This is a genomic window from Solwaraspora sp. WMMB762 (assembly GCF_049179115.1).
GTDB lineage: Bacteria > Actinomycetota > Actinomycetes > Mycobacteriales > Micromonosporaceae > Micromonospora_E.
Genome location: NZ_JBMHMD010000001.1, coordinates 3,023,853 through 3,037,843 on the forward strand (window position 1 = coordinate 3,023,853; position 13,991 = coordinate 3,037,843).

The window sequence follows — 13,991 nt, forward strand, 5'->3', positions numbered from 1 at the left end:
CCGACGGTGGTCAGTCGGGCGGTGATCCGACCACCGACGCCGGGTCGGACCGACGCTGGTCAGACGCGGACCTGGCGGTGCCACTCCACGTCGTACGCCAGCAGCCAGGAGGATGCCCCACCCCAGAAGTACCGGCGGTAGAGCGGCGCGAGAGCGACGTCGAGCCAGCCGCGGCCGGGCAGGTTACGGAACCGGCCGTACCGTGTGCCGGCGCGCAGCGCCCGCTCCGTCCGGGACCGACGCATCGACTCGTACGCGGTCAGCGCCATCGGCACGTCGTCGATGTCGCGCAGACAGCGACCGAGCACCACGGCGTCCTCCAGGGCGAGCCCGGCACCGAGCCCGTACCCGACGGGGTGGGCGGCGTCGCCGAGCACCACCATCCGGCCCCGCCGCCAGTGCGCCAACCGCTGCGGCAGGTAGAGCGGCGCGGGGCGGCCCAGCGTGGTGCACTGCGCGATCAGTGCGGCGCACGGGGTGTCGCCCTGGCCGTACTGCGCGGACAGCCGGCTCCGCCAGCCCTGCTCGCTGATGCCGGCCAGCTCCGCCGGGTCAAGGTCGCCGGTGGGCACCAACGCGTTCCACCAGACGGTGCCGTCCGGCTTGGCGGTGTACTGGAAGCAGCCCTGCCGGCTGACCACCAGATGCAACGTCCCGGCCGCGATGCCCGGCAGCCGGGTCACCCCGTCGATCGCGCAGTGTCCGCCGTACTCAGGCGGTGGCGCCGCGTTGCTGATCACCCTGCGCACCCGCGAATGCGTCCCGTCGGCACCGACGAGCACGTCGCACTCCACCCGGGCCCCGTCGATGAACTGCGCAGTCACCCCACCGGTGCTGCTGGTGGCACCGGCCAGCCAGCGGCCGGTGTGGACCTCTGCTCCGGCCCGGACCGCTTCGTCACGCAACACGGACACCAGGTCGCCACGCATGATCGACAGATTCATCGGCCGGTTGGCCAGGCGACCGGCCCGAGACAGTCGGCCCAGCAGCCGGCCTTCGCCGTTCCACAGGCACAGCCGGTTCACCACGATCCCGCGTGCCTGTATCTGCTCCAGACAGCCGACCGAATGCAGCGCCCCGAGCGCGTTGGCGGTCAGGTTGAGAAAGCCCCCGGTCGTCCCGGCCGGATCGAGGTACGCCTCGTAGACGGAGGTTCCGACGCCGGAACGGGCCAACGCGACCGCGGTCAGCGATCCGGCGAGCCCGGCACCGACAATCGTGGCACGAAGTGTCATCGGAATCCTTCCGTCGTGACTGTCACGCACCGAGAAGTGTGCCGCCAGGTACTGCAGCGCCCCTTGAGATGCGGCCGGCGAGGGCCGGCCGCCGTCAGCCGGCTGCCGCCGTTCATCGTCGCATCCTGCCCGGGGTGCGTGTCCGACCCGATTTGGCAATCCAGGGCGTGCCCTGGACTCGATCGGCCGGTCCGGTGCCGGTAGGCGACCCGAGGATTGGCCGGGACGGCGGTTGGGCAGGATCCTCGTACCGTACCGATCGGAGGTCGCCACGATGTCGACAGCGGGCACCACAGGGACTCAGCCGGACCGGGACGGGCCGGCGACCGACCGCCGTGACCCGGACGATCCCGGCCGGCCGCCGGTGGGGCCGGACGACGGGCCGGCCAGTCCTGCCCGGCTGTCAGCTGCGTCGCTGTGGGCGGCCGCTCGGCGTACGGTCCGCGAGGTCACCGCCGACGCGGTACCTGACCTGGCCGCCGGGCTCACCTACTACGGCGTACTGTCGATCTTTCCTGGTCTGTTGGTGCTGGTGGCGGTGCTCGGGCTGCTCGGCGGCGGTGCCACCGATGACGTCCAGGGCGTGATCGGCGGTCTCGCGCCGGGCGAGATCGGTGGCTTCCTCGACGAGTCGATTCGCCAGGTCCGGGCAAATTCCGACACGGCCGGCCTGGTGGCCGTCGTCGGTCTGCTCGCCGCCTTCTGGTCGGCGTCCAGCTACATCGGGGCCTTCATGCGGGCCGCGAACGCCATCTACGACGTGCCGGAGGGCCGCCCGATCTGGAAGACGTTGCCGATCCGGCTGGGCGTCACCGCGGTCATCGGGCTGATGCTGATCGCCAGCGCGCTGATCGTGGTCTTCACCGGGGAGTTGGCCGCCCGGACCGGGGAACTGCTGGGTGTCGGACCGGAGGCGGTCGCCGCCTGGGACGTCGCCAAGTGGCCGGTGCTGGTGGTCCTGGTCAGCCTGATGTTCTCGATCCTGTACTGGGCCACGCCAAACGCCCGGCAGGGCGGGTTCCGGTGGGTGAGCCCGGGCAGCGTCCTGGCGGTGCTGCTCTGGCTGCTGGTCTCTGCCGGATTCGCGTTCTACGTCGCCAACTTCGGGTCGTACAACGAGACCTACGGTGCCATCGCCAGCGTGATCGTCTTCCTCGTCTGGTTGTGGCTGACCAACATCGCGATCCTGCTCGGCGGCGAGTTGGACGCCGAGCTGGAGCGGGGCCGGGCGATCGCGGCCGGTCATCCGGACGACCGCGAGCCGTACCTTCAGCTGCGGGACACCCGCAAGTTGCCCGCCAACCGTCAGCCGTCGGCCGCCGAGACCGACGGCTGACGGCTGACGGCTGACGGCTGACGGCTGACGGCTGACGGCTGACGGCTGACGGCTGACGGCTGACGGCTGACGGCTGACGGCTGACGGCTGACGGCTGGATTGTCGGACGGCCGCGACCGCCGCTGGCCGGTCAGGCCGCCGGCAGGTCCTCCCGGGAGGCCGCGGAGCGGACGTACGTCTCGACATCGGGCTTGGTGACTCCCAGATCGGCCAGCGGGCCGACCCCGGCGGCGTACTCCAGCAGGGCGAGCAGGATGTGGGCCGTCCCGACCATCCGGTCGTCGAACCGTAGCGCCTCGCGGAAGGTCAGCTCCAGCACCTTGCGCACCTGGGCGTCGAACGGGACGAGCTCCGGCACGTGGTCGACCGCCGGCGGCAGGGCGGTCGCCGCCACCTGACGAATCCGATCCGGGTCGCCCACCCGGTCGGCCAGAACCCGGGCGGCGAGGCTGTCCGGTTCGGCCAGCAGGGCCAGGACGAGATGCCCGGTGGTGATCTCGTCGTTGCCGGCCCTGCGGGCCTCGTGCTGGGCGGCGACCACCACGTTGCGGGCCTGCGGAGTGAACCTGCTGAACCCCTGCTGTGGGTCGAGGTCGTTGGGTTCCTCCGGGGTCCTCGGCACGAACCGCTTCTGCGCGGCCTGCTTACTGACCCCGATGCTGCGCCCGATGTCGGTCCAGGACGCGCCGGACCGGCGGGCCTGATCGACGAAGTGGCCGATCAGGTGATCGGCGAGCTCGCCGAGGTGGTCGCCGACGACGACGGCGTTGCTGAGCTGGGCGAGTCGATCGTCACTGGCTCGTTTGATCCCGGCGATCAGGTCGTCGAGGCGGACCGGATTGCCGAGCGGCAGGTATTCGGACATGCGTCAACCATAGGTTGACGCATGTCTTGCGTCAACCATAGGTTGACGTTCTCTCAGAGCCGCACCTGATTGGCCAGATGCTCGTCGAGCATGGTGGTCAACCGGCCGGCCACCCCGCGCGCCTCGATGTGCAGCCGGGCGACGTTCAGCCCGTCGGCGCCGAGCACCGCGAGCAACGCTTTGTCGTTGATCGCGTACACCGAGAAATATCCCTTGTGGCTGCGGACGGTGGACTCCCGAAACGGGCCCTGCCGCAGCGCGAGGCCGGTCTGCCGGCCGAGTCCGAAGGTCGCCGCCGCGAGCGCCGCCAGGTCGTGCGGCTCTGTCCCGTCGGTCAGATCGTGCAGCAGCAACAGCCCGTCGACACCGGCGATCACCGAGCCGATCACGCCGGTGACGCCGTGTTTCAGCGAGGCCAGTTCAGCGGACGCCGGATCCGGAGGTGACGGCACGCTGCCGTTGGTTCCAGACATGACTGATCTCCGTTCGACGGTACGGTGCGGGTGTCGTCGTCCCACCCGGGCAGCGCACTCGCCGGGGAGAGCGACCGAGCGCACCCGGCCGCCCACCCCGGCGAGCAGACGAGACTCCTACTGATCCCGGTCAGAGCTCGATCGAGGCCTCGATCTGTCGCAGCTGGTGCCGGGCCAGGGCCAGGTTCGACCGGGAACGGCTCAGCGCCAGGTAGAAGAACAGGCCCTGACCGGACCGGGAGGAGACCGGACGAATGAGGTGGTACTGGGTGTCCAGCGTGATGAGAATGTCCTCGATACCGTCAGGGATCTTCAACATCTCCAGGGTGCGCATCTTGGCCCGGACCACGTCCGTGTTCCCTGCCGCGGCCACCGCGAGGTCCATCTCAGCAGAGCCACCGGCGGTGCCGAGTGTCATGCCGCTGGAGTAGTCGACCAGCGCGGCACCGACTGCACCCTCGATGCCCATCGCGTCCTTGAGTGCCGTGTCGAGTGAAGCCATGCCCTGCCTCCGGGGTGATTTCAGGTGGGTCAACGCCCACCGGAGAGTTGCACGACGATGAGCCAGGGTGCACGTCGCCGGGCGATAACTGGCTGAGCAGACTACCAATCCCCGTCCGACGTCCACCGAAGTCACCGGCATGACCGATACCGCACGGTGAGCTGTCGCCGCCGGCCCGGCTGCGTCCGGACCAGGTGCGGCGCGCGTCGAATGGGTACGGTGCAGACATGGCGAAGACGGCAGACGGCAGCTACGTCAACCCCGGCGGTGAGTTCACCCGCGACCAGCGGTACATCGCGACCCGGATCACCGCCGACGGTCGCGACGGTTACCCGGTGGAGCCGGATCGATACCGACTGGTGGTCAGCCGGGCGTGCCCGTGGGCAAACCGGGCAATCATCGTCCGCCGGCTGCTCGGTCTGGAACAGGCTCTGTCGATGGGCGTGGCCGGGCCCACCCACGACAAGCGCAGCTGGACCTTTGACCTCGACCCGGACGGACGCGATCCGGTACTCGGTGTTGAACGGCTACAGGACGCCTACTTCGCCCGGTTCCCCGGCTATGAGCGCGGCATCACCGTGCCGGCGTTCGTCGACGTGCCGACCGGGCAGGTGGTGACCAATGACTACGCCCAGATGACCCTCGACCTGTCCACCGAGTGGACCGCGTACCACCGCAGCGGCGCGCCGCAGCTCTACCCGGAGCCGCTGCGCGCCGAGATCGACGAGGTCAACTCAGTGGTCTTCGCCGACGTGAACAACGGGGTCTACCGCTGCGGGTTCGCCGGCAGCCAGCAGGCCTACGAAGCGGCGTACCGACGGTTGTTCGACCGGCTCGACTGGCTCTCCACGCGACTGGAGAACCAGCGTTACCTGGTCGGCGACACCATCACCGAAGCCGACGTACGGCTGTTCACCACGCTGGTGCGCTTCGACCCCGTCTACCACGGACACTTCAAGTGCAACCGGCAGAAGCTGACCGAGATGCCGGTGCTCTGGGCGTACGCCCGGGATCTGTTCCAGACGCCAGGGTTCGGGGACACCATCGACTTCGACCACATCAAACGGCACTACTACGAGGTCCACCGGGACATCAACCCGACCGGGGTGGTACCGGCCGGCCCGGACCTCACCAACTGGCTGACCCCGCACGGACGCGACAGGCTCGGCGGGCGCCCGTTCGGCACCGGCAGCCCGCCGGGGCCGCCACCGGCCGCCGAGCGCGTGCCAGCCGACCACACCCCGCTGAGCTGAGACCGAGCTGGCCAGCGACCGACGCAAGGAGCGGCATTGATCATCATCGCCGGTGCACTGTACGTAGAGCCCGCCGGCCGACAGGCGTACCTGGCTGAATGCCAACCGGTGGTGCAGGCGGCCCGCGCCGCTACCGGCTGCCTCGACTTCAGCCTCAGCGCCGACCTGGTCGAGCCGGACCGGATCAACGTCTACGAACGGTGGGAATCCGAGGCAGACCTGCTCCGCTTCCGGGACTCGGGCCCGTCGGCAGAGCAGACGGCGGCGATCCGCGACGCCCGGGTCGAGCGCTTCGAGGTGTCGTCCGTCGGCTCGCCGTGACGCTCTCCGTCAGCCGGCCGTGACGCTCTCCGTCAGCCGGCCGCAGCCTGGGTCACGGCCGACTGACGGACCAGGTCACGACCGGCCCGAGACGCCAGCCGTGGCCGGCTCCTCGACCCGCAGACCGTGGGCACGCACCTCGTCGGCCACCCGGGCCAACGCGGAATCAATGGCGCAGAGGGCGACCGAGACCTCGCCGAGCTGGGCGCGCAGCGACTCCTCGGACCAGGCGGAGACGCTGACGCCCCGCAGAGCACTGACCGCGGCGTCGAGCCGCGCAATCACCTCGTTCGTACTCATGTTCGAAAGACTAGCGTACCGACGGAAGCTCGCGCAGCTGAATCGCCGGATCCGCGACCGCCGCGAGCAGGAACGCCTCGGCCAGGCAGACCCGGGCGAACTCGCCCAGGTGCAGGCTCTCGTTCGGCCCGTGCGCGGCGGTGTACGGGTCCTCCACCCCGGTCACCAGGATCGCCGCGTCCGGAAACATCTCCTGGAACGTGGCGATGAACGGAATCGAACCGCCGACACCGACGTCCACCGGTGCCGTGCCGTCCCAGGCCGCCGCGAACGCCGCGCGGGCCGCGTCGAAGTACGGACCGGTCGCGTCGATCACACAGGCGTCGCCGTCACTTTCCAGGCTCACCTCGACCCGCGCCCCCCACGGGGCCTGCGCCCGCAGGTGCGCGGTCAGCGCCGCGTACGCCGCTGACGGGTCGTCACCCGGGGCCAACCGCAGGCTCAGCTTGGCCCGCGCCGCCGGCACCAGGGCGTTCGGGGCGCTGTCGGTGGCCGGGGCGTCGATGCCGAGCACGGCCAGCGCCGGCTTGGTCCACAGCCGGTCGGTCAACGCGCCGGTGCCGGTGAACCGCACCCCGTCGACCATGCCGGCCTCGTCCCGCAACCGTTGCTCCGGCAGGTCGACGGCGGCGCCGGTCCGCCCGACCAGGCCCGGTACCGCCACGTCCCCGGCCTCGTCGTGCAGGGTGGCCAGCAGCCGGCAGAGCGCGGTCAGCGCGTCCGGCACCGGACCGCCGAACATGCCGCTGTGCACCGCCTGCTCAAGGGTGCGGACCTCGACGAAACAGTTCACCAGGCCCCGCAGCGACGTCGTCAACGCCGGTACGCCGATCTCCCAGTTCGCCGAGTCTGCGATCACGATCACATCGGCGGCGAGCTCGTCGCGGTGGGCGTCCAGCAGTCGGGACAGCGACTCGCTGCCGTACTCCTCCTCACCCTCGACGAAGAGCACCACGCCGACCGGCAGCGCGTCGCCGAACGCCCGCAGCGCGGCGACGTGCGCCATGACTCCGGCCTTGTCGTCGGCGGCGCCCCGCCCGTACAGCCGGCCGTCCCGCTCCACCGGCTCGAACGGGTCACTGGACCACAGCGCCGGATCGCCGACCGGCTGCACGTCGTGGTGGGCATACAGCAGCACCGTCGGGGCGCCGGGCGGCGCCGGCCGGCGGCCCAGCACCGCCGGCTGCCCGCCGGCCCGGACCACCTGCACGTCCAGTCCGCAGCCCCGGGCCAGCTCGGCGACCGCCGCGGCGGACCGCTCCACCTGGCTGTGGTCGAACCCGTCGAAGGCGATACCGGGGATGCGGATCAGCCGCTCCAGGTCGGCGCGGACCCCGGGCAACTCCCGGGCGATGGCGGAACGCAGATCGGCGGCGGTGGGAATGGCAGTCGTCATCCGACGATGGTAGGGGCCGGCCGGCGCGGGGTCACCGCCGTCCGGTGCTCACCCGACGACACGCCGGGGGCCTCGCCCTCGCGCCGCCGCAAGCGGACGGGCACACTGGCGCGATGGACGGCACCGACAACCCCGAACCGTGCGACTGCCCCGGCTGCAGTGAGGAGACCGGCGACGTCATCGGCACCCTGCTGAGCGGCGCCGCCGCCCTGGTCGACGACGACGATCCGATCGCCGCCGAACTCACCGGGGCGATGTTCGTCGCGATGGTCGGCGACGAACCCGACCCCGACGGCGTCCGCCCGCTCCGCGACGGGCTCATCCCGCAGCTCGCCGACCGAGGCGGCCCCGAGGCGGTGGCCCTGCTGACCGCCATCGCCGCAGTGTCCCCACCGCCCGCCGCCAAGGTGGCCAGAGCCGCAGTGACGGCCCTCGCCGGGACCGGCGTACCGATGCCGAAGTGGGCCGACGAGGTCGCCGCCGAGGTGACGGTGGACGACTGCTGGCGGATCGACAGCCCCGACGGTACCGACTCGGTCTTCACCGTCGCCTTCCGACGGGCCGGCCGTACGCACGCCATGATGGTCGTCGTCGACCACGCCGACTGCGCGGCCGCCCAGGACATCCTGCTGTTGGACGGTGACCAGTTGCCGGCGGCCCTGGACGAACTGACCCGGGATCCGGGCACCACCCGGACCCGACTCGACCCGGCCGACCTGCGGTGGCACGTCGAGCAGGCGTTGGACGCCCGCAGCGTGCACGACGAGGCCGACGCCGAACTCGACGACGAACCGGAGCCCGACGACGACGAGGGGCCGCCGTACCCGGTGCTGGCCACCCTGCTGGACGCCCGGCTGGCCACCATGCCGGAGTCGGACCGGCCGCCGGCCCCGCACCACGAAGCCGGTCCCGACGACCTGGCGGACCTGCTCCCCGGCCTGCCCGGCGGCGGCGGGTTTCCCGCGCAGCACCGTCCCGGGTCGGTCCGGCCGGCACCGACGCGCAAGCTGCCGGCCAAACGGAAGAAGTCACAGGGACCGGCGCCGGCCTACCGGGTCGACGTGGTGCTGGCTGGCAGCGAGCCGCCGGTCCGGCGGCAGCTGGAGGTCGTGGGTGACACTCCGCTGGAGGACCTGCACCACGTGATCCAGTCGGCGTTCGATTGGGACGACAGCCACCTGCACCTGTTCGAGACGCCGTACGGCGAGTTCGCACCGCCCGGCGACCGGACCGGGCGCCAGTCGGAGCGCAAGGTCACCCTGGAGCAGGTCGCCCCGGCCGTCGGCGACATGATCACCTACCGGTACGACTTCGGCGACGACTGGACCCACGAGATCACCGTCGTGGCGGTCACCGACCGCGACCCGACGGCGGTCTACCCCCGGTGTACGGGAGGCGAGCGGGCCGCCCCACCGGAGGACTGCGGCGGCGTCTGGGGCTACGCCCATCTGCTCGACGTGCTGGCCGACCCGTCCCATCCGGAGTACGCGGACCGGCGCGACTGGCTCGGCCTCGACGACGGGCAGGCACCGCTGGACCCGGGGCGGTTCGATCCCGACGTGATCGAGCGGCGGCTGGCCGCGCTGCGCTGACCGGCGGCTGGCCGCGCTGCGCTGACCGGCGGCAGGTCGGCCCCGCCGGCCACCAGGCCGGCCTGAAGTCAGCTCCGCCGGCCACCGGGCCGGCCGGTGGAGCTGGCCGCGCCCATCCAGGACCGGGCGCGGCCGGCGGCGCCGCTGGCCCACTCGCCGACATCGGCCGCGCCGGAACCCAGCCGACGCAGCAGGCCGACCAACGGATCCTGGCTGCGGCCGAACTCCTCGCGGTACGCCTGCGCGGCCGCCTTGATCTCCTCGGTCACCGAAGCGGCCGGGTCGTCGGCACGGCGCGGGTAGTCACCGGCCAGCACCTGCGCGTAACCGCCGGAGTCGATCCACTGCCGTAGTGCCGCAGCCCGCGCCACCGGCACCGGGTGGGTGCTCCACGCGGTCATCCGGAACTTGTGCAGGCTGTCCCGCAGGTCACCGCCGCCGTCGTACTCGGCAGCCTGCTCCAGGAACGCGGCGGTGTCGATCTGGCTGAGGTCGCCGCCACCGGCCAGCTTCATCAGCAGCCGCTGCGCCGCCGCCGGGTCCTGACCGGCGAGCAGCCCGGCACGGTCGCCGGACAGCTCCGCCTTGCGCCACCACTCCAGCATCGCTGCGATGATCGCCCGCAGCGCGATCGCGCCGACCGGCAGCCAGCTCAGGTTCGCCGCCCATCGGGTCAGGATGGTGAGAATTGTCTGGTAGACGGCGTGACCACTGCGGACGTGCCCCAGCTCGTGGCCGAGCAGCGTCCGCAGCTCGGCGTCGTCGAGCTGCTGTACGCAGGCGGTGTTGACCACGATGAACGGTTTGTCCAGGCCGATGGCCTGGGCACCGAGCACCGGGGACTGGGTCACGAACAGCTCCGGCAGCTCCGGAACGTCCAGCGCGGTCGCCGCCTCGGCGAGCAACCGGTGCACCCGGGGGTACTGACGGTGGTCGACCCGGATCGCCGACGCCAGGTAGCTGAGCCGGAAGGCCCGCTCGTTCCACATCCCGAAGAACGTCCGGACCACGTCGTCGAAGCCACGCAGCTCGCGGAGCGCGGTCAACGCGCCCCGGTCGGCCGGGTGCTCCCAGGCACGGGAGCTGATCCCGGTCAACGTGATCCGCCGCCGGTCCGGCGGGGTGGTGGCGTCCGGCGTACCGCCGCTGGCCGCAGCCGTGGGCGTGGTGCCGTCGTCGTCTGCGGTCATGGCGGACGCTCCCCGGGATCGGCTGACTGGCCTACCCGGCCGATGGTGCCCCACCGGCGCCACCGGCGTCTACGTCCGGCCAGTCCCGGATCCACCCGTACGCCAGCTGGCCGGACGGGAGCTCAGCAGCGCCGTCGACGAGCAGGTCGACCGCACCGGGCGTACCGTCGGCGGAGAAGAACCGCTCCTCGGCCCGCCGCCAGCGGTCGAGCGTCGGCTGTATCGCGGCCCCGTCGCGGGTGAGCGACCGGGCCAGGCGCACCGGTTCGGGTGCGGTGACGTAGACCGACAGCGTCGCGGCCGGCCGGACCGCCGCGCGGGCCGCGCTCACCCCTTCGATCACGAGTACGGCGGGCGGTTCGATCACGGTCCAGCCGGCGCCGAACCGTCCGGCGGCCCAGTCGTATCGTCGGTAGCGGGCCGGCCGGCCGGTCCGCAGCGGGTCAAGCACGTGGGTGCTGAGCCGGGGCCAGAAGGTGAACTGGTCACGCCAGCCGTCCAGCAGGTCGTCGGTGTGTACGACGGCGACGGCCGGTCCGGCGACGGTGCTGGCCGGATTCGCAGCCGGGGGCATGGCCGGGTTCGGGCCCCTCGCTGCGACCGTCGCACAGGCAGTGGCCAGGCGGTCGGCGAAGGTGGACTTGCCGGCGCCGCTCGGGCCGTCGATGACGACGAGCCGGACCCGGCCGAGGCGGGCCGGGGCGGCGTACACCCGCCGGGCCAGACTTTCGAAGGTCGAGATCCCCCGCGTCACCGGGGAGCTCCGGGTAACCGGGGAGCTCCGGGTGGGATGAACGGTAGTCCGGCCGGCGGCCCGGACTCGATCAGCCGCCACAGCGCGGCGGTGTCCAGGTGCTCCTCCACCAGGTCGCCGAGCAGATCGAGTCCGCGTTGGCGCAGCGCCGCGAAGCTGGTGTCCGGCGCGACGGTGAAGCCGTGCCGGCCGGCCTGGCGGGCCACGTCGGTGAGGTAGCGGCGACGGAACTCGTCGGACTCGAAGGCACCGTGCCAGTGGGTGCCGCACACCGGACCGAGCCGTACGCCCTCGGTGCCGCCCGTCGCGCCAGGGCCGGTGCCGGTGCCCACCTCGGTGCTGGTGCTGGTGCCGGTGAACAGCGGCGAGGTCGACCCGTCGGACCGGGAGACGTACCCGTGGTGAATCTCGTAGCCGCGCACCGGGACGTCGCTGTAGGCCCGCCCCGCGCTGCGGGTCACGGTCTTGCGCTCGGCGAAGGTGATCTCGACGGGCAACAGGCCGAGCCCCGGTACCCTGCCCCGGCGGCTCTCCACCTCGTCGTGGATCACCCGGCCGAGCATCTGGAACCCACCGCAGATGCCGAGCAGCGGGCGGCCGGCGCCAGCGTGCGTGGTCACCGCCGCGGCCAGCCCGGTCCCCCGCAACCAGGCCAGATCGTCCACGGTCGACCTGGTGCCGGGCAGGACGACGAGGTCGGCGGCGGCGACCTCGGTCGGGTCGACGGTGAGCCGGACCTGCACGCCCGGCTCGGCAGCGAGCGCTTCGAGATCGGTGGCGTTGGAGATCCGGGGTAGTCGCACCGCCGCGACCCGCAGGATGTCGCGGCCGCGCGGCGCCGTGGCTCGTCCGATCGTCTGGCCGTACGCCAGCGAGTCCTCGCCGTCCAGCCAGAGATCGGGCTGCCAGGGCAGCACCCCGTAGGTGGGTCGGCCGGTCACCTGGTGCAGCATGTCGATCCCGGGCCGCAGCAACTCCTGATCACCACGGAATTTGTTGATCACGAACCCGGCGATGTGTCCCTGATCCTCGGCGCTGAGCAGGGCTACGGTGCCGAACATGGCGGCGAAGACGCCACCCCGGTCGATGTCACCGACGACGATCGCCGGCAGCCCGGCATGCCGGGCCAGCCCGAGGTTGACGAAGTCGCCAGCCCGCAGGTTGATCTCGGTTGGGCTGCCGGCTCCTTCACAGATCACCACGTCGTACTCGCCACGCAGCTCGGCGAGGGTGGTGTGCACGGTGTCGGCGAGGCGGGAGCGCATCGCGCGGTAGTTGGTCGCGGTGACGGTGTCGACCGCCTCCCCCAGCAGCACGACCTGGCTGGACCGGTCACTGCCTGGTTTGAGCAGGACCGGATTGAACCGTACCTGCGGCTCCAGCCCGCAAGCGGCTGCCTGCACCGCCTGCGCCCGTCCGATCTCGCCGCCCCGGCCGTCCGACCCGACGACCACCGCCGAGTTGTTGGACATGTTCTGTGCCTTGAACGGCGCGACCCGCACCCCACGCCGGTTCAGCCATCGACAGATTCCGGCGGTGAGCAAGCTCTTGCCCGCGTCGGAGGTGGTCCCGGCGACCAGTAGGCCGCCACCACCGGCGGGGCCAGCACTCCCCGGCACCCCGGACTCCCTTCCACTCCTGGTCCTGCCGCTACCGGCGGCGGATGGTCCGCACGACGGCTCTGACCATCTGTACGGTCAGCTGTGCGGCGGTCACCTGCACGACGGGCGCCGCGAACACAGACGCGACGGCAGCGGTGTCGCCGACCCGCCGAGACAGGGTGGCTGCCCGGCGGATCTGCCGAGGCGAGGGACGCGGACCGTCACCAAGATACGGACGCACCTCGGAACGCCCGAAGTAGATGTTGCGCCCACCGAGCCGGACCCCGAGCGCCCCGGCGAACGCCGCCTCGCACTGACCGGCGTTGGGGCTCGGATGGTCGGCGCGGTCCCGACGCCACACCCGCCAGGCCCGTGCCCGGTCGCCCTTGATTGCCGGCGACCACCACACGGCGGCCAGCCCGGTGAGCCGCGACGGAACGAAGTTCAGCACGTCGTCGAGTCGCGCCGCAGCCGTGCCGAACCGTTCGTAGCGCGACGACCGGTGCCCGACCATAGCGTCCAACGTGTTCGCCGCCCGGTAGCCGACCAGGCCGGGCAGACCTGCGACGGCACCCCAGAACAGCGGCGCGACCACGGCGTCCGAGGTGTTCTCGGCGACTGACTCGACGGTCGCCCGGGCCAGCTCCGGCGCGTCGAGCGCGGCTGGGTCCCGGCCGCAGAGATGGTTGAGCCGGCGTCGGGCCGCTGGTACGTCTGCCCGGCGCAGCGCCCCCGCCATCACATCCGCCTCGGTCCGCAGCGTACGACCGCCGAGCACCGCCCAGGTGGTGCCGGCGACGATTGCCGCCCGGGCGATCGGATGCCGCCGGGTCAGCACCGACGCCGCCACGGCGGCGATCACCGGCCCTCCGACGGCCACGGCCGTGTAGGCGACGCCGGCCCGACGGGTCGGCCGGTACAGCCGGCGCTCGGCGGCACCAGCAAACCGGCCGTACCCGGCGACCGGATGCCAGCGGCGGGGGTCGCCGAACAGGGTATCCAGGGCGTAGCCGGCGACCAGACCGCCGGCCGTGGCCGCGGCGGCCGACGCGTTGACCCTGCCAGCGCTGGTAGCCACTACGGCAGCCTACGTGGAGCCGGTGACGGGTGACGGGTCGGCTGACGGTCACCGGTCGGTCGACCGTCGGCGCGGTGGTACGGCAGACGGGCCCG

The 13,991-nt window shown here is 72.0% G+C and carries 14 protein-coding genes; 4 read left to right on the plus strand and 10 right to left on the minus strand.

Annotation, left to right across the window (positions count from 1 at the left end; all coding sequences use genetic code 11):
* Positions 1 to 59 precede the first annotated feature (59 nt).
* A complete protein-coding gene (locus tag ACN27J_RS13300) occupies positions 60 to 1,235 on the minus strand; it encodes an FAD-dependent oxidoreductase (RefSeq protein WP_421366437.1) in 1,176 nt (391 codons plus the stop codon).
* Positions 1,236 to 1,509: 274 nt separating this feature from the next.
* Here ACN27J_RS13300 and ACN27J_RS13305 point away from each other — a divergent pair, with 274 nt between their 5' ends.
* Positions 1,510 to 2,571 (plus strand): YihY/virulence factor BrkB family protein, encoded by a 1,062-nt coding sequence (locus ACN27J_RS13305; RefSeq protein WP_421366439.1) that lies wholly within the window; start codon positions 1,510 to 1,512, stop codon positions 2,569 to 2,571.
* Positions 2,572 to 2,701: 130 nt separating this feature from the next.
* Here the strand turns inward: ACN27J_RS13305 and ACN27J_RS13310 are convergent, their stop codons facing one another.
* From ACN27J_RS13310 to ACN27J_RS13320, 3 genes are all read right to left on the minus strand, one after another.
* Positions 2,702 to 3,436 carry a Clp protease N-terminal domain-containing protein gene (locus tag ACN27J_RS13310; protein ID WP_421366440.1) on the minus strand — a complete coding sequence of 245 codons (735 nt, stop codon included), beginning with the start codon at positions 3,434 to 3,436 and terminating at the stop codon, positions 2,702 to 2,704.
* A gap of 53 nt (positions 3,437 to 3,489) precedes the next feature.
* A complete protein-coding gene (locus tag ACN27J_RS13315; RefSeq protein WP_421366442.1) occupies positions 3,490 to 3,909 on the minus strand; it encodes a roadblock/LC7 domain-containing protein in 420 nt (139 codons plus the stop codon).
* A gap of 130 nt (positions 3,910 to 4,039) precedes the next feature.
* On the minus strand, positions 4,040 to 4,411 hold the full coding sequence (locus ACN27J_RS13320) for a hypothetical protein (protein WP_278171040.1): 372 nt from the start codon (positions 4,409 to 4,411) through the stop codon (positions 4,040 to 4,042).
* A gap of 227 nt (positions 4,412 to 4,638) precedes the next feature.
* Between ACN27J_RS13320 and ACN27J_RS13325 the strand changes: the two genes are divergently transcribed.
* The gene (locus ACN27J_RS13325; protein WP_421366444.1) at positions 4,639 to 5,664 is read left to right on the plus strand and encodes a glutathione S-transferase family protein; all 1,026 of its coding nucleotides are present in this window, start codon (positions 4,639 to 4,641) and stop codon (positions 5,662 to 5,664) included.
* A 36-nt stretch (positions 5,665 to 5,700) separates the two neighbouring features.
* Entirely contained in the window at positions 5,701 to 5,985 is a 285-nt protein-coding gene (locus tag ACN27J_RS13330; RefSeq protein WP_421366446.1) for a putative quinol monooxygenase, read from the plus strand.
* 75 nt (positions 5,986 to 6,060) lie between these two features.
* Here ACN27J_RS13330 and ACN27J_RS13335 read toward each other — a convergent pair whose 3' ends face one another.
* Both ACN27J_RS13335 and ACN27J_RS13340 read right to left on the minus strand, forming a co-directional pair.
* Positions 6,061 to 6,285 (minus strand): hypothetical protein, encoded by a 225-nt coding sequence (locus ACN27J_RS13335; protein ID WP_281551270.1) that lies wholly within the window; start codon positions 6,283 to 6,285, stop codon positions 6,061 to 6,063.
* 10 nt (positions 6,286 to 6,295) lie between these two features.
* Positions 6,296 to 7,681, minus strand: a complete 1,386-nt coding sequence (locus ACN27J_RS13340; RefSeq protein WP_421366448.1) for a dipeptidase — start codon at positions 7,679 to 7,681, stop codon at positions 6,296 to 6,298.
* 113 nt (positions 7,682 to 7,794) lie between these two features.
* Between ACN27J_RS13340 and ACN27J_RS13345 the strand changes: the two genes are divergently transcribed.
* Complete coding sequence (locus ACN27J_RS13345) at positions 7,795 to 9,273, plus strand: plasmid pRiA4b ORF-3 family protein (protein WP_421366451.1); 1,479 nt, start codon at positions 7,795 to 7,797, stop codon at positions 9,271 to 9,273.
* Positions 9,274 to 9,341: 68 nt separating this feature from the next.
* On the opposite strand, the gene ACN27J_RS13350 is transcribed toward ACN27J_RS13345, so the two are convergent.
* The 4 genes from ACN27J_RS13350 to ACN27J_RS13365 are packed head-to-tail and all read right to left on the minus strand — an operon-like array spanning position 9,342 to position 13,896.
* Entirely contained in the window at positions 9,342 to 10,463 is a 1,122-nt protein-coding gene (locus ACN27J_RS13350; RefSeq protein WP_421366452.1) for a M48 family metallopeptidase, read from the minus strand.
* Positions 10,464 to 10,494: 31 nt separating this feature from the next.
* Positions 10,495 to 11,217 carry a uridine kinase family protein gene (locus tag ACN27J_RS13355; protein ID WP_421366454.1) on the minus strand — a complete coding sequence of 241 codons (723 nt, stop codon included), beginning with the start codon at positions 11,215 to 11,217 and terminating at the stop codon, positions 10,495 to 10,497.
* Entirely contained in the window at positions 11,214 to 12,836 is a 1,623-nt protein-coding gene (locus ACN27J_RS13360) for a cobyric acid synthase (protein WP_421366455.1), read from the minus strand. Before ACN27J_RS13360 ends, ACN27J_RS13355 begins: the two co-directional genes overlap by 4 nt.
* 31 nt (positions 12,837 to 12,867) lie before the next feature.
* A complete protein-coding gene (locus ACN27J_RS13365; protein WP_421366456.1) occupies positions 12,868 to 13,896 on the minus strand; it encodes a cobalamin biosynthesis protein in 1,029 nt (342 codons plus the stop codon).
* Positions 13,897 to 13,991: the final 95 nt, after the last annotated feature.